At 66.3% G+C, this 15,979-nt stretch carries 13 protein-coding genes; 2 read left to right on the plus strand and 11 right to left on the minus strand.

Features of this window, described 5'->3' with window-relative positions; genetic code table 11:
• Nucleotides 1–21 precede the first annotated feature (21 nt).
• From CSC70_RS05540 to CSC70_RS05550, 3 genes are all read right to left on the minus strand, one after another.
• Nucleotides 22–819: a hypothetical protein gene (locus tag CSC70_RS05540; RefSeq protein ID WP_162455658.1), complete on the minus strand. Its 798-nt coding sequence runs from the start codon at nt 817–819 to the stop codon at nt 22–24.
• A 140-nt stretch (nt 820–959) separates the two neighbouring features.
• Entirely contained in the window at nt 960–1,601 is a 642-nt protein-coding gene (locus CSC70_RS05545; protein ID WP_162455659.1) for a hypothetical protein, read from the minus strand.
• 187 nt (nt 1,602–1,788) lie between these two features.
• A complete protein-coding gene (locus CSC70_RS05550) occupies nt 1,789–2,769 on the minus strand; it encodes a LysR family transcriptional regulator (RefSeq protein ID WP_162455660.1) in 981 nt (326 codons plus the stop codon).
• A gap of 221 nt (nt 2,770–2,990) precedes the next feature.
• Between CSC70_RS05550 and cysK the strand changes: the two genes are divergently transcribed.
• Nucleotides 2,991–3,950, plus strand: a complete 960-nt coding sequence (gene cysK / locus CSC70_RS05555; protein WP_162455661.1) for a cysteine synthase A — start codon at nt 2,991–2,993, stop codon at nt 3,948–3,950.
• 19 nt (nt 3,951–3,969) lie between these two features.
• Here the strand turns inward: cysK and CSC70_RS05560 are convergent, their stop codons facing one another.
• Genes CSC70_RS05560 through CSC70_RS05570 form a run of 3 tightly spaced genes read right to left on the minus strand, consistent with a single transcriptional unit; the run spans nt 3,970 to nt 7,119 of the window.
• Nucleotides 3,970–5,523 carry an MDR family MFS transporter gene (locus tag CSC70_RS05560; RefSeq protein ID WP_162455662.1) on the minus strand — a complete coding sequence of 518 codons (1,554 nt, stop codon included), beginning with the start codon at nt 5,521–5,523 and terminating at the stop codon, nt 3,970–3,972.
• 34 nt (nt 5,524–5,557) lie between these two features.
• Complete coding sequence (locus tag CSC70_RS05565; protein ID WP_162455663.1) at nt 5,558–6,646, minus strand: HlyD family secretion protein; 1,089 nt, start codon at nt 6,644–6,646, stop codon at nt 5,558–5,560.
• Nucleotides 6,647–6,651: 5 nt separating this feature from the next.
• On the minus strand, nt 6,652–7,119 hold the full coding sequence (locus CSC70_RS05570; protein WP_162455664.1) for a MarR family winged helix-turn-helix transcriptional regulator: 468 nt from the start codon (nt 7,117–7,119) through the stop codon (nt 6,652–6,654).
• Between the two features lie 98 nt (nt 7,120–7,217).
• Here CSC70_RS05570 and CSC70_RS05575 point away from each other — a divergent pair, with 98 nt between their 5' ends.
• Nucleotides 7,218–7,841, plus strand: a complete 624-nt coding sequence (locus CSC70_RS05575; RefSeq protein ID WP_162455665.1) for a DUF6498-containing protein — start codon at nt 7,218–7,220, stop codon at nt 7,839–7,841.
• A gap of 55 nt (nt 7,842–7,896) precedes the next feature.
• On the opposite strand, the gene CSC70_RS05580 is transcribed toward CSC70_RS05575, so the two are convergent.
• The 5 genes from CSC70_RS05580 to CSC70_RS05600 all read right to left on the minus strand — a co-directional run bounded on the left by CSC70_RS05580 (nt 7,897) and on the right by CSC70_RS05600 (nt 15,921).
• A complete protein-coding gene (locus CSC70_RS05580) occupies nt 7,897–8,901 on the minus strand; it encodes a class I fructose-bisphosphate aldolase (protein ID WP_162455666.1) in 1,005 nt (334 codons plus the stop codon).
• Nucleotides 8,902–9,043: 142 nt separating this feature from the next.
• On the minus strand, nt 9,044–10,513 hold the full coding sequence (pyk, locus tag CSC70_RS05585) for a pyruvate kinase (protein WP_162455667.1): 1,470 nt from the start codon (nt 10,511–10,513) through the stop codon (nt 9,044–9,046).
• 135 nt (nt 10,514–10,648) lie between these two features.
• A complete protein-coding gene (locus CSC70_RS05590) occupies nt 10,649–11,824 on the minus strand; it encodes a phosphoglycerate kinase (RefSeq protein ID WP_162455668.1) in 1,176 nt (391 codons plus the stop codon).
• A gap of 48 nt (nt 11,825–11,872) precedes the next feature.
• Complete coding sequence (locus CSC70_RS05595) at nt 11,873–13,237, minus strand: DUF3999 domain-containing protein (protein ID WP_162455669.1); 1,365 nt, start codon at nt 13,235–13,237, stop codon at nt 11,873–11,875.
• Complete coding sequence (locus tag CSC70_RS05600; RefSeq protein ID WP_162455841.1) at nt 13,234–15,921, minus strand: DUF2339 domain-containing protein; 2,688 nt, start codon at nt 15,919–15,921, stop codon at nt 13,234–13,236. The genes CSC70_RS05595 and CSC70_RS05600 overlap by 4 nt, the downstream gene beginning before the upstream one ends.
• Between the last annotated feature and the right edge of the window lie 58 nt (nt 15,922–15,979).

The following is a 15,979-nucleotide window of genomic DNA, read 5'->3' on the forward strand; positions in this document are numbered from 1 at the left end:
GGGCTCGGCTTGGATGAATTGTTAGGTGCTTGGCTCGGAAGCACCGACAAACGGGCTGGGATCGTCCTTAAAGGGGATCGGGACTATTACCCAGTCGTTTTCGGTAATTATCCCTTCAGCCAACACCATGCAGACGCCATCAAAGACTTCCCAGCACTTATCGCCATAGTATTCCAGCTGTTTAAAGAGCCATACACGCGCCTCGTCTATGGCCTTTTCTCGTTCGCCGACGAAGTCCTTGTTCCCCATGGCATCGATGTACGTATTGAGAATTGCCAAGCGAGCCAATTCAGGATCTGCATGGCGATGGCGCCTTTGGTGTACGTGGGAACCGCGTGTTTCTATTAGATCACCAAGCTGCTCAAATACCAGCTTTCTAAGGGACTCGCACACCTCAACGACTGGCTCCGAGAAATCCTTGTCCTTCTTATACTTTCGCTCGACGTACTTAAGAAGATCGAGGATGCGTTGCTGAAAGATGTAGACCTCATTGAGGTAAGCCTCGTTCCAGAACGTGATCACGGTCGAGGCATGCTCTGACGGTGTGGTGTGCAAGGTCTGACGGACCAACACATCTACTACATCGAGCGTTTCGCAAGACTGCATGCACTCGTAAAAGATGTTGAACAAGTCCCGCAGAAAGGTGACTTCGCGCGACTCATCAACAACGCCTTGGTCGTACCCCCATGGCGTCTTGATCAGCTTGATGCTCCGCTCATGCGCGTGCCGATTCCTATCTTCCTTTTGCCTAAGCTTGGCAGCGGGTTTGCTTAGAGCCCGGAGGAAGCGAGCAACGTGGTCCGGTAGTTCGCGGCTCATTGTCTACAAGTACCTAACGCCTGAGTTAAGCCGGGCCGCTTTGCGGCCACGGCAGAGTGACCATGTTACGACGCTCTACCGTGGCCGCGAAGCGGGCCCGGCTTGAACGAATTGTTAGGCTGCACGCCTCTTATGAAGCATCAGAATGCAGCGTCAGCATCAAGCATCAGGAAGAAAATGTCACCGCAAGACATGTCGTTGTGAATGACCTTACGTCCGTTGTCGGCTTGACTGTAGTTGAGGCCGAAATGAGAAACAGGAAGAATCGACGGGAACATGTGTATGGATCCGCCATGGCTCATTGCATCTCGAATGACGGCTGCGAACTGAAGTACGGCAGGCCATTGATTGCATTTTCTCTTGCCGTGTGTCGATTCAATCAAATCTAGGTTTGTCTCCCAATATCGAGTGAACATCGACTGGGCAAGACCTTCAAGAACTTGCGCTACAGCGACTGTCGAGTCGCCAGTAATCTGATCGAAAGTTGGCTTGACAAGATAGGGGATTTGCCCGGTCCGCATATCGCGGTTGAAAACGTTAGTCAGAATATCGTGTGGAACTAGCTCCAGATTTTTTCCGCTCGCTAGTCCGGCAAATGCGGCGGTCGGGTACTGCGGCGCCCCATTTTCCGTATGCGGTGCAAACGTTGCGACAGAACGGCCGTGATAAGCGCCAATGTAACGCCCGATCGCGCAAGACGCCACGGCGAAGTCCAGCGCAAATTCGTAGCACCTGTGGTTGGTGGGAATGAACTGAATCCCTGGAATCTGATCAATAGACATATCTCACTCGATGGTTGAGGAAGCTGCATGCTTGTGCAGCCTAACACCTGATTAGACCGCTAAATTGCAGCACTAATTGGAGTATCCTCAATCCACGACAGGCGGCAAATCCAGCGTCTTGCCGGATCATGTGCTTCCCTTAACATTGCCGAAGCCGGGAATCACCCGCAGCTATCCGCAACCCACCTCAAATCGTGATCGTCTGGCTCAACGATTCCCAACTCGGGGGTGCAGGCCATTTGGCTTCCTGGTTGCCTTCCATCACCCGGCGCAGGTCGCGTTTGTCGATCTGCGGGGCCAGTGCCTGCACCAAGTCCAAAGCGTAGTCGCGCAGCACGCGTTCGCGCGGCAGCACGGCCCAGGCGACGCATTCGTTGATCTGCTTCGGCGCCGGCCATGCGCGCAGGTCGGCGTCGGTGGCGCTGATCGCCATTTCCGCCAGCAGGCCCACGCCCAGGCCGGCACGCACGTAGGTCTTGATCAGGTCCGCGTCCAGCGCGGTCAGGGCGATACTCGGTTCCAGCCCTAAACTGGCGAAGGCGCGCTGCAGCGACGATTCCGGGCGGGTCGAGGACTCGTAGCTGATCAGCGGTTGCGCGGCCAGTGCCGCCATGTCCGGCGCCTCGGCGCTGTCCAGCGGATGGCCGCGCGGCACCAGCGCCAGCCGCCGCCAGCGGTACAGCGGCACCGCCACTCCGGCCTGCGGCACGTCGCCTGCGGTGCTGACCACGGCCATGTCGGCATCGCCGGCGCCCAGCAGGTCCAACGCGGTGCTTTCGGCGGCCTGTTGCAAATGCACGCTGACCTGCGGATAAGCCTGCTTGATGCGGGCGATGGCCGGCGGCAGCACGAACCGGGCCTGGGTGTGGGTGGTGACCACCACCAGCTGACCCTGGCTTTCGCGGCGCTGATTGGCGGCGTAGGTGCGGATGTTGTTGGCTTCAGCCAGCACCGCGCGGGCGCGGGCGATGACTTCCTCGCCGGCCGGGGTCACCGATTCCAGGCTGCGGCCCTTGCGCACGAACAACAGGAACCCCAGCTCGTCTTCCAACTGCTTGAGCTGCTTGGACAAGCCCGGCTGGGTGGCGTGCACATGCGACGCCGCCTGCGTGATGTTGAGCTCGGCGTCGGCAATGGCGATCAGGTAGCGCAGCTGGGTCAGGGTCATGGGGGAGCAGGGTTCCGGGTAACGGACAGGAAATCGGGGCACAACTCCGGCGGCGACTGTAGAGGAACCCACAACTGATCGGGCCCTCCAGCTTATAACCAACGGAAATAAGTCGAAAGCCGCTGGTCATTTCTCATCCCATATAACCGGGGGTTATCGTCGCCACGATTTCAGCATCTGCCGATTTCGGCCGTTGCACATTCCCTCGCCCGGAGCCGGACATGGCCATCCACGACAGCATCCTCGACACCATCGGCCGCACCCCGGTGGTTCGCCTCAACCGCATCTCGCCACCGGGCAAGACCTTGTACGCCAAGGTCGAGTCCTTCAATCCGGGCGGCTCGGTCAAGGACCGGCTGGCGCTGGCGATCATTCTGGACGCCGAGGCACGCGGCGTGCTGAAACCCGGTGACACCGTGGTCGAAGCGACCTCCGGCAATACCGGCGTGGCGCTGGCGATGGTCTGTGCCGCGCGTGGCTACAAGTTCGTGGCGACGATGACCGAAACCTTCTCGGTCGAGCGACGCAAACTGATGCGCGCCTATGGCGCCAAGGTCATCCTGACCCCGGCCGCCGAACGCGGCACCGGCATGGTGCGCAAGGCCAAGGAACTGGCCGACACGCATGGCTGGTTCCTGGCCAGCCAGTTCGCCAACCCGGCCAACCCGGCCTATCACCGGCAGACCACGGCGGCGGAAATCCTGCGCGATTTCGCCGGCCTGCGGCTGGACCATTTCGTCAGCGGCTGGGGCACCGGCGGCACCCTGACCGGGGTCGGCGAAGTGCTGAAGCTGGCGCGCCCCGAAGTGAAGATCACCGCCGCCGAACCGGCCAACGCGCCGCTGCTGCAGGGCAAGGAATGGACGCCGCACAAGATCCAGGGCTGGACTCCCGACTTCGTGCCCGACGTGCTGAACCGCGAGGTCGCCGACCAGATCCTGTCGATCGCCGATGCCGACGCGGTCGCCGTCTCGCGGCGGTTGGCGGCCGAGGAAGGCATCTTCGTCGGCATCTCGGCCGGTGCCACCGTCAGTGCCGCCCTGCAGGTCGCTGAATCGGCGGCCGACGGCGCGGTGATCCTGGCGATGCTGCCCGACACCGGCGAGCGCTATTTCTCCACCCCGCTGTTCGAAGGCGTCAACGAAGGCTCGGACGACGACTGGCTGGCGTCGCTGGACTGAGGCATCGGGGCATCCGGAATCAATGCGCGGCCGCCGCGTCGCCGGCGGCATGCGCGCGGTTCACTCCGCTTTGCATCAGCAGCACCAGCGGCATCGACAGCAGGGTCAGCCACATCATCAGGTAGAAGTCGTTGATGTAGCCGATGGCCAGCGATTGCCGCAGCACTTCGCCCTCCAGCAGCGCGCGGCCGCTGGCGGTGGCCGGGTCGGCCAGCGCCGGCAGCAGGCCGGTTTTGGCGCCGAAGGCGGGAATGCGCGCACCAATCTCGGCGTGGTTGACCTGCAGCGCGCGCGACAGCAGGGTCATCACCACCGAGATGCCGACCGAGGAACCGATGTTGCGGACCAGGCTGAACAGGCTGGCCGCCTCGGTTCTCTGCCAAGGCTCCAGCGTGGCATAGGCCACGGTCGAGATCGGCACAAACACCAGCCCCAGCCCCAGCCCCTGCACCACACCCAGCCAGACCACGTCGTGCATCGGCGCCTCGACGCCGAACCGGCTCATGCCGTACAGCGAGTACACCATCATCGCCATGCCGACCAGGATCGGCCCGCGCGCATCGACCCGTCCCAGCAGGCGGCCGACCACCATCATGCTGACCATGGTGCCCATGCCGCGCGGGGCCAGCACCAGACCGATGGTCAGCACCGGATAATTCATCAGCGAACTCAGGTACGGCGGCAGCAGCGCCAGGGTGGCGAACAGCACGATGCCGACCACGAAGATCAGCACGCAGCTGATGGCGAAGTTGCGGTTGCGCAGCAGGTCGAGATCGAGCAGCGCCTGTTCGCGCCTGCGCAGCCACCACAGCACATACATGTACAGGCCGAGACAGGCCAGCGCGGCTTCGATCCGGATCTCCATGCTGCCGAACCAGTCCTCGCCCTGGCCGCGGTCGAGGAACAGTTGCAGGCCGCCGATTCCCAGCGCCAGCAGGGCCAGACCGACGCCGTCCAACGGTCGCCGGTGTGGCTGATCGTGACCGACGCTGACCATGATCCCGAGCAGCGCCAGCAAGCCGACCGGCAGGTTGATCAGGAACACCCAGTGCCAGCTGTAGTACTCGGTCAGGTAACCGCCCAGCGGCGGACCGAGGATCGGCCCGACCAGGATGCCCATGCCCCACAGCGCCATCGCCGCGCCGTGCTTCTCCTTCGGGAAGGCATCCAGCAGCAACGATTGCGAGATCGGCACCAGCGAAGCGCCGAACACGCCCTGCAGGATGCGGAACAGCACCATCTCGCCGATGCTGCCGGCAATGCCGCACAGCAGCGAGGCGACGGTGAAACCGCTGACGGCGATGATCAGCAGCCGTCGCCGTCCAAGCCAGCCGGACAGCCAGCCGGTCACCGGGGTCAGGATCGCCGCGGCCACGATGTAGCTGGTGAGCACCCAGGAAATCTGGTCCCGACTGGCCGCCAACGAGCCCTGCATATCCGGCAAGGCGACGTTGGCGATGGTGGTGTCCAGCGCCTGCATCAGCGTGGCCAGCATCACCGACACCACCAGCAGGGCGCGACTGCCTTCGCCGGCCCTGGCGTTTGCGCGCGCCTGTCGCAACGATCCGATCATGCCGGTCCGTTCCCCGTGGGCGGGACAGTCCGCATCAACGCGCGGCGGTCGCCGCCGCCTTGGTGCCGTCGCGCAGATCGACATCGACCTCCGCACTCATGCCGGCGCGCAGCACCGGCTTGTCGGTCGAGGTGTCGTCGATCTCCAGCCGTACCGGAATCCGCTGCACGATCTTGACCCAGTTGCCGGTGGCATTCTGCGCCGGCAGCACGCTGAATTCGGAACCGGACGCCGGCGCGATCGAAGCCACGTGCGCCTTCCACTTCACGCCCGGGTAGGTATCGACCTCGATCGTGGCCGGCTGGCCGACCTGCATCTTCGTCAGTTCGGTTTCCTTGAAGTTGGCTTCCACCCAGATCGGCGCGATGGCCACCATCGGCATCGCCGCCTGGCCGACGTTGACGTACTCGCCTACCTGCAGATCGTGCAGGCCGACGATGCCGTCCACCGGCGCGCGCACTTCGGCGTGCGACAGATCCAGCCGCGCCTTGTCCAGCATCGCCTGCGCGATGCGGTAGGCCGGCAGCTTTTCCAGCGGCGTGCCGACGTTGCCGCTGAGGTCGGCGGTGGCCTGCGACTCGGAGGCGATGGCGTCGGCCAGGTCGGTCCGCGCTTCGGCCACGGCGTGACGCGCATCGTCCAGGTCCTTGCGCGCGACCAGTTCCCTGGCCGCCAGCCCTTCCAGGCGCGACAGGTCGCGCAGCGCCCAGCTCAGCGTTTCCCGCGCCGACTGCACCGAACTGCCGGCGCCGCTGACCTTGGCGCGGCTGGCGTTGGCGCTGTTGGCCATGTAGGCGACCGAGGCCTCATTCTGTTCCACCGCGATCTGCAGCGGCTCCGGGTCGATCCGGAACAGCAGGTCGCCCTGCTTGACCGGCTGGTTCTGGCCGACCGCCACTTCGACCACCCGACCGCCGACCTGCGGCGCGATCAGCAGGGTATCGGCCTTGATGTAGGCGTTGTCGGTGCCGACGTGGCGGCTGGACATCCACCACTGCCAACCGAAGATGCCGACCACCAGCAACGGACCGAGAATCCATAGCAGCGCGCGCGAACGGCGACGCGGCGCGGGAGGGGTGGCGGCCGCCGGGATTTCCGCGGCTTCGTTGATCTTGCTGGTCATGGGGGTCAAGCCTGCTTTGCGGGGGAGTCGCCGCGGCTTTCGCGGTCGAGTTGGATAAGGGTTTCGCGGATCCGGTTCAGCACCTTCATCGTGGTGTCCAGTTCGCCGGGATCGATGTCGGTCAGGCTGTCCTCGCGCAGCGAAGAAGCCACCGCCAGGATCGCGTCCATCAGCTGGTTGCTCTGCGGCAACAGGTACAGCCGCCAGCAACGGCGGTCGTTGGCGTCGCTGCGGCGTTCGACGAAACCGGCCTTCTGCAGGCGATCGACCAAGCGGCCGACCGCGATCGGCTCCATGTCGATCTGTTCGGCCAGTGCGGTCTGGGTCAGACCTTCCTCGTCGTGAATGCGCTTGAGCGCACGCCACTGCGAGCGGGTCAGGCCCAGATGCGCGGCACGGCGGTCGAACACGCGCCGGAACAGCTGCCCGAGGTCGGTCACCAGATAGCCGATGTTGGCAGAGTTTTGCTGCATGGCAGCATAATATACCTGCTTAGGCAATAATGTCTACAGCACCCATATAAGACCAATCGGAATCGGGACATCGCTCAAGCCGACGCTATGCTGTGGCCATGCGCCCGCAGGCCCGCAACCTGATCCTGTCCAACCTGCTGACCCTGGTCCTGGCCCTGATCCTGCATTGGGAGCCGGCCTGGCTGGTCTGGCCGTACTGGATCCAGAGCGTGGTGATCGGCTGGTATGCGCGCAAACGCATGCTGGCGCTGGACCGCTTCAGCACCGAAGGCTTCACTTCCAACGACCGGCCGGTGCCGGAAGACGAGCGCGGCAAGCGCTCCACCGCCACATTCTTCAGCCTGCACTACGGCCTGTTCCACCTGGCCTATCTGGTCTTTCTGTGCATCCAGCATCCGGTCGCCGCCCCGCGCGATCTGACGCTGCTGGCGCTGTGCGGGCTGTCCTTCGTGCTGGCGCAGCGACAGACCTACCAGGTCCAGCACGCGGCCGACCTGCGCGGCCGGCCCAACCTGGGCTCGCTGATGTTCCTGCCCTACATCCGCATCCTGCCGATGCACCTGATCATCCTTGCCGGCGGGGCGATCTCCGGCGGCACGTTCACCCTGGTCGCCTTCACCGTGCTGAAGACGCTGGCCGATCTCGGCCTGGACGCAGCCGACCGCAGGATCGCCGAGAACGCGGCCAGGCGCGCCGCGCCGGCACCCAGGACGGAAGGCTGAAACGACGACGCCGGCACAGGGCCGGCGTCGCGCGAAAAGACCTGACGGAACCCGCTCAGCCCTTCCACTGCCCCAGCGCAGCCTGGCCGTTCTCGCGGGCGCGCTCGTAGACTACCGCCTGCGCCTTGGCGAAGTTGCCGACCAGGTCTTCCGACCACAGCTTCAGCGCGGCCTGCTGCATGGCGCGGCCGTAGGAGAAGCTCAGCGGCCACGGCAGATTGCCGAGCTGGTTCATCAGGTTCAGGTGTGAGGTGGACTGCTCGTCGGTCTGGCCGCCGGACAGGAACACGATCCCCGGCAGGATCGCCGGCACCGTGCTCTTCAGGCACATCACCGTGGACTCGGCCACTTCATCGGCATCGGCCTGCTCCTCGCAGCCTTTGCCGGCGATGACCATCGAGGCCTTCAGGATAGTGCCTTCCAGCAGCACGTTCTGCTCGTACAGGGCGCCGAACAGCGAACGCAGGGTGGCCTCGGTGACCTCGTAGCAGGTCTGGATGTCGTGGTTGCCGTCCATCAGCACTTCCGGCTCGACCATCGGCACCAGGCCCTGCTCCTGGCACAGCGCGGCATAGCGCGCCAGCGCGTGGGTGTTGGCCTCGATGCAGGTGCCGGACGGGATGTCCTCGCCGATGTTGATGACCGCACGCCACTTGGCGAAGCGCGCGCCCAGCGTGTAGTACTCCTCCAGCCGCGCGCGCAGGCCGTCCAGGCCTTCGGTGACCACCTCGCCGGGGAAACCGGCCAGCGCATGGGTGCCCTTGTCGACCTTGATCCCAGGGATCATGCCGTGCTCGCTCATGTACTTGGCGAACGGCACGCCGTCGCTGGTCGACTGGCGGATGGTCTCGTCGAACAGGATCGCGCCGGAAATGTAGTCGGACAATTTCGGCGTGGTCAGCAGCAGTTCGCGGTAGCGGCGGCGGTTCTCTTCGGTGTTGTCGATGCCGACGCCGGCGAAACGCTTGGCACAGGTGCCGGCCGATTCGTCGATGGCGATGATGCCCTTGCCCGGGGCGACCATGGCCTGGGCGGTTTCGGCAAGCTGTTCGATGCTCATGTCGATCCTGTGGAGTCGGCTGGAAAAGACCAATTATAGACCGGACTCGCCCTTGCAGCAGCGGCGCAAGCCGCGAACGGAAGCACCCGAGTCCGCACGTATTTTCGCGAAGCGCCGAACGTGGCGGCGGCTTGTGCCGGGTTTACAACTCGCCCAGCCCGACCGCCTTGCCGCCCTCGCCGATCTGCAGCAGGCGCAGGGTGTTGGTCGCGCCGTGGCGCTCCATGTGGTCGCCGCTGGTGAAAACGACGCGGTCGCCGCCGACCAGCAGTTCGCGGTCGAACAGTACCCGCAGCGAATCGCGCGCGGCCTCGCGCGGGGCCAGCCCGCGGCTGTCGAAGGCGATCGGGAACACGTCACGCATCAGCGCCATCCGCCGGCGCGCGCCGTCGTGGCGCGAGAAGGCGTAGATCGGCGAGCCGCTGCGGAAACGCGACAGATAGCGCGCGGTGCCGCCGGATTCGGTCATCGCCACGATCGCGCGCACGCCGATGTGCTCGGACAGGAACATCGCCGCCATCGCGATCGCCTGGTCGGCGCGCTGCAGGTTGCGCGGCGCCGCTTCGAAGTCGGTATCGGCATGGAACTGCTTTTCCGCGCCCAGGCAGATCCGCGCCATCGCCTGCACCGCCTTGACCGGATAGCTGCCGGCCGCGGTTTCCTGCGACAGCATCACCGCGTCGGTGCCGTCGATCACCGCGTTGGCCACGTCCAGCACCTCGGCACGGGTCGGCATCGGGCTGTCGACCATCGACTGCAGCATCTGGGTGGCAGTGATCACCACCCGGTTGCGCGCCAGCGATTCGCGGATGATCTTCTTCTGCAGACCGGGCAGCTCGGCATCGCCGATCTCCACGCCCAGATCGCCGCGCGCCACCATCACCACGTCGCTGGCCTCGATGATCTCGGACAGGTTCTCGATCGCCTCGGTGCGCTCGATCTTGGATACCAGCGCCGCATCGCTGCCGTTCTCCTGGGCGATCCTGCGCGCTTCCTGCATGTCCTCGGCGTTGCGGCAGAACGATACCGCGATGAAGTCCACGCCGATGTTCTGCGCCACGTAGGCGATCAGTTCGCGGTCGCGGTCGGTCAGCGCGCCCAGCGACAGGCCGCCGCCCTGCTTGTTCAGGCCCTTGCGGTCGGACAGCACGCCGTCGTTGAGCACGCGGGTGACGATGCGCTCGCCATCGACCTGCTCGACCTGCAACTGCATCAGGCCGTCGTCCAGCAGCAGCACGTCGCCGGCAGCGACGTCGCCAGGCAGGCCCAGGTAGCTGACGCCGACCTGGGACGCATCGCCCGCCGGCGCATCGGCGCTGGCGACCAGGTCGAAGCGTTCGCCCAGCTTCAATGACACCTTGCCCTCGGCGAAACGTTCGATGCGGATCTTCGGCCCCGGCAGGTCGGCGAGGATGCCGACTTCGGCGCCGGCCCGTTGCGCGGCCGCGCGCACGGCGGCGGCGCGCTTGGCCTGGGCGGACGGATCGCCGTGGGAGAAGTTCAGCCGCACCACGTTGACGCCGGCGCGGATCAGTTCGTCGAGTACGCCCGGCGCATCGGTCGCCGGACCGAGCGTGGCCAGAATTTTGGTATGCCGTTGGTATGCAGTCATCTTCCCTCTCCCTGAGCGCCCAAACTACCACAGAACACTGTGATATCAGCCGTCTGGGGAGCGCAGAAACGAAAATGTCCCGGGATGGTCCGGGACATTGAATACCAACTAATTACCAATTATGGCGCCCGCGACTCAGCCGCCGCGCGCCTCCAGCGCCGCCACCGCCGGCAGGGTCTTGCCCTCGAGGAATTCGAGGAAAGCGCCGCCGCCGGTCGAGATGTAGCCGACCTTGTCGGCGATCCCGTACTTGTCCACCGCGGCCAGGGTGTCGCCGCCGCCGGCGATGGAGAACGCCGGCGAATCGGCGATCGCCTGCGCCAGGGTCGCGGTGCCGTGGCCGAAAGCGTCGAATTCGAACACCCCGACCGGCCCATTCCAGACCACGGTACCGGCGCGGGCGATCAGCCCGGCGTAGCGCGCGGCGGTGTCCGGGCCGATGTCCAGGATCAGGTCGTCCTCGGCCACCGCATCGACTGCCTTGATGCTGGCCGGCGCGTCCGGCATGAACTGCTTGGCCGTCACCACATCGCTCGGCAGCGGAATGTCGGCGCCGCGCGCCTTTGCCGCCTCGACGATCTTGCCTGCGGTTTCCAGCAGATCCGGTTCGCACAGCGACTTGCCGACCGCATGCCCGGCCGCGGCGATGAAGGTGTTGGCGATGCCACCGCCGACGATCAGCTGGTCGACCTTTCCGACCAGGTTGCTCAGCAGTTCCAGCTTGGTCGAGACCTTGCTACCGGCGACGATCGCCAGCAGCGGCCGCGCCGGCTTGTCCAGCGCCTTGCCCAGCGCATCCAGTTCGGCCATCAGCAGCGGCCCGCCGGCGGCGACCGGGGCGAAGCGGATCACGCCGTGGGTCGAGGCCTGCGCGCGGTGCGCGGTGCCGAAGGCATCCATGACGAACACGTCGCACAGCGCCGCGTACTTCTTCGACAGCGCTTCGTCATCGGCTTTCTCGCCGACGTTCATCCGGCAGTTCTCCAGCAGCACGACCGCACCCGGCTCGACCTGCACGCCATCGACCCAGTCGCGCACCAGCGGCACCGGCTTGCCCAGCAGTTCGGACAGGCGGCGCGCCACCGGCGCCAGCGAATCGGCTTCGCTCCATTGCCCTTCTTTCGGCCGCCCCAGGTGCGAGACGACCATCACCGCCGCGCCCTTCTCCAACGCCAGCTTCAGCGTCGGCAACGAGGCGGTGATGCGCTGTTCGGAGGTGATCCGGCCGTTGTCGATCGGCACGTTGAGGTCCTGCCGGATCAGCACGCGCTTGCCGGCAAGGTCGAGATCGGTCATGCGAAGAATTGTCATGTTCTACTCGATGCGTGATTCGATGTGGAGAGAGAGTTGTGTGGCCGCTCAGCTTTCGCCATTCGGCTTGCGCAGCAGGCTGAAGGCGAAACCGGCGACCAGCGCCGCGCCGCACAGCAGCAGCGCCCACAGCAGCCAGGATTTCCAGTCGCGCGCCGGCGGCAGCGGCTGCAATGCGGCTTCGCCGGCGGCGTCCTGCGCCTGCCCCGGCACCGCGGCCACCGGCTGCCAGGCCTGTCCGCGCTGGGTGCGCAACGCCTGCAGCAACGAAGCCACCGCCGCCTCGCCGCGTACGGTACGCGCACTGCCGGCGAACACGGCAAACGGCACCTGCCCCTCGGCGACGAATACCAGCGTCTCCGGGCGATAGCCCAGCCGTAGCACCGGCACCGCGTCGTTGACCGGGGTGCGCGTCTGCAATTGCCAGTAGCGATGCCGCAACCGCCCGCGCAGGCTCTGCGGCGGCGAACGGTCGGCACCGCCGGACTCCTGCAGCTGGAACGCCAGCCACGGCCCGGCCACGCTCTGCCACGCGGCATCGGTGTCGTCGCGCGCGGACAGGGTCCATTCGCGGCTGTTGTTGCCGGGCAGCAGCACGTCGGCCTGTTCGATCGGGAAACGACCGTCCAGCTCGTAGCGGTACACAACCACGCCGTCTTCCTCGACCCGCTGCCCGCTCAATTCGCGCCACTGCCAGGCCGGCGCTTCGGCGCGCGCCTGCAGTTCGGCCTGCAACCCGCTCAGGCGCAACGGCGGCCGTGCTTCGTCCAGCGGTACCAGCCGCAGGTAACGCGCACGCACCGGCTCGGACAGCGCGATCCGCCGCTGCAGCAGACGCTGGCCGTTGTTGTCCAGGTCGAGCAGGCGTGCCTCGTCCTGGGCGATGCTCCAGTGCTTCAGGTCGTCCGAGGCGACCACGCGAAAACGGCGCTCGAACGGCGCCTGCTGCGGGTCCCACTCCACGCGCAGGGCGGCCACCGGCTCCTGCACGCGGCTCAGGTCGACCAGGACCTCGCCGGCCGCGTCGTCGCCGGCCGGCTGCTGCATCAGCACCCGGCGCAGGCTGCCATCGGCAGCGATCTCGCTGATCGAGGCCACGTCGGCGCCGCTGTCCGGCACCGCGGCCGGCAGCGGGAACCACGGCACCTCGCGGGTCGAGGCCGGCAACAATGGCGACTGCCCCGCCGGGAACAGCGCCGAAGGCACTTCCACCCCGGCCGCATTGGCCACCGTGACGTCGTCGAGCCGCGGCGAACGCGCCTGCCGGTAGATCTCCGGCGTCAGTTCGACGCGGTAGGCGCCGGCTACGGTGTCGTCGAGCTGCAACGGCCATTGCCGCGCGTAATCGTCGCGAACGCCGGCCACGGCCAGCCATGGCACCCACAGCAGGGCGGCCATCAGGATCTTCTTCATGCTTGCGTTTCCTCACTCGGCTTGCGCGGCGGCGCCGGGGCGAAATAGCCCACCAGCGTGCACAGCAGGCCATAGGCGATGAACGAGGCGATCCCCAGCACGTTGCCGAGGTTGCCGCGATCGACCAGAACCAGCTTGACCAGTACCACCGCCATCAGCAGCGCGCCAGCCAGCCACAAGCCGCGATTGCCGCGGCGCGAACCGATCACCCAGCCGATCACGCCCAGAACGCTCCAGACCACGGTCAGGCTGGTCTGCGCCAGGCCGGACGACAACAGATCGGCATCCCAACCCAGGCCGCCCCAATGGTGTACGGCATGCAGGGTGATCGAGGTGACCAGCAGGAAACCGGCCGCGGCCATCTTGAATACCCGCAATGGCCGCAGCCAGGTCGGCGCCTGCGCCGACCACAGCCAGTGCGCGGCCAGCGCCAGTACCGCCAGCTGGCCCAGCTCTATCGGGTTGAGCAGCGGCAACCACGGCAACGGCGCGCTGTCGCCGGAAGAAAACACCGCCACCATCCACCAGAAACCGAGCACGACGAACAGCACCACCATCAAGCCGCGGCGCAGCGGATCGAACCCGCTGCCCAGCGGCGCGGCCAGCCACGGCCAGCGGAACTGGGCCAGCGCCGCGACCAGCAGCCACGGCAGCGCCAGCCCCAGCAACGACCAGCCCTCGGCCAGCTGCAGATGACCGGACAGCCAGCCAAGCAGCAGCGATGCCGCCAACGGCCATACCAGCCACCACACGAACTGCGCCCACGCGGCGAAACGATCGCCCGCCGCACGCAGGCACAACAGGCTGCGCACGCCCAGCAGCGCGAACGCCAGCCATGCCCATACGCCATGACCGGCGAACGGCTGGTCGTGCTGAGCGGTCTGTGCCAGCGCCAATGGCGCCGCCAGCGCGAAGGCAGCCAGCGTGGTCAGTGCCAGCAACAGCGCCGGCCGCCGGCGATGCGCCTCGGCTGCCAGCCAGCCGCTCAGCGCCGCCAGGGCCAGCAGCGCATCGGCTTCGGCATTCCACTCTCGCGGCATGAATTCGAACACCTCGCGCATCAGCGCGAAGCACCACCATGCCAGCGCCCACAGGTAGTAGATCGCCGCGTATTGCGGCTTGCCGGCGTTGCGACAGGCCGCGGCGCTGGCGAAGCCGGCCACCGCCAGCAGCAGCGCACCCATGAAGGTCGGGTTGGCGAAAGCGACGGTATCCCGGCTCCAGGCCGCCATCGACAGCAACAGCGCGAACGCCGCGGCCAGTTGCAGGCCGGCGCCGGTCAGCTGCGGCAACCAGCGCCGCTGGCGCAGCCCCAGCCAGACCAGGGCCGCGCCTTCCAGCGCGAACACCGAAGCAGTCGCGCGCGCCGACAGCGCCAGCGGCACCGCCAGCGTGGCGAAGCCGACCGCCAGCAAGGCATACGACTGACCCAGCGCGGCGTAGCGTTCGCGATGAATGAAGATCCTGGCCAGCACCGCGTACAGCGCAGCCAATCCCAGTGCCCACAATGCCAGCGTCATCCGCGGCTGGTCGTGCAACAACGCGGCCTGCAGCGAGAACGCCACCAGCGGCGTGCCGAACACCAGGCAGCCGTCGATGAAATCGCGCCGGCTGGCCGGTCGCCGCCGCGCGTACAGCAGCGGGATCAGCAGATAGAAAGCGAAGAACAGCAGCAGGAACGGCTGCGTGCTGGCGTACTTGTCCGGCGCGTAGTCCAGCACGCCCCACAGCGTGCCGATGCCGAAGGTGAAGACGAAACCCAGCAGGTTCAGCACCCGCCACGGCCGCCACCAGGCGATGACCAGGATCGCCGCGTTCAGCACCGCGTAGTACGAGAACAGCGCGACATGGTTGCCGCTGCCGGTGGACAGCCAGATCGGCGCCAGGAACCCGGCCAGCAGCGCGAACACTGCCAGCGCACGGCTATTCTGCAATACCGCCAGCATGCCGGCCCCGGCGATCAGCACCACGCTGAATGCAAAAGCTGCCGAGGCCGGGATCAGTTCGTAGCGGCGGAACGCGGCGAACGCGACCAGCAGCAGGATGCCGATCATCCCGCCCTGCAGGCTCAAAGCAAAGCTGCGGTTGCTCAGCCGCTTGCGCCAGCCGAACACCAGTCCGGCCATCGCGGCGGCGGCGATGCCGGCCAGACGCAGTTCGATCGGCATCCGCAGCCAACCCTGGTCGCTGGCGTACTTCAGCAGCGCGGCCACGCCGGCGAACAACACCAGCATGCCGATCTTGACCGGCACGTTGCCGACGGTGAGCCAGCGCTTGGCCGCGCGCAGACCCAGGGTGAACGGATCGGGGCGCGCCGGCGTGGCGGGTGCAGTTTCGAATATCGGCTTGGGCTTCGACGCCGCCGCAGCAACTGGCCGTGCCGGTTCCGGCGGCAACGGCGGCGGCAGCCCGGGAGCAGCCGTTTCGACATCGGCCGGCGATTCGACCGGCGACTCGGGTTGCGGGTCGGATAGCGGTGCCGGCTCAGGCTCGAATTCGGGTTCCGGCTCGGCGGCGGTGGCAGCCTCACCGTGCGAAGGAACCGCCGACGCGCGCCACTGCGCCAACTCGCTTTCCAGCGCCCCGACCCGGCCTTTGAGTCGCGACAGCGAGACCAGGGCCACGACCAGCAGCACCGGCACCGCCAGCACAGCGAGGCCGATCAGGGTCAGGATTGCCGCCAAATCGTCCATTCAGGCGCTTCTCTGTCCGCGGTCCTGCCCGAGCGGCGGCCGAACAGAG

Source organism: Pseudoxanthomonas kalamensis DSM 18571 (assembly GCF_010211745.1).
Classification (GTDB): Bacteria; Pseudomonadota; Gammaproteobacteria; order Xanthomonadales; family Xanthomonadaceae; genus Pseudoxanthomonas_A; species Pseudoxanthomonas_A kalamensis.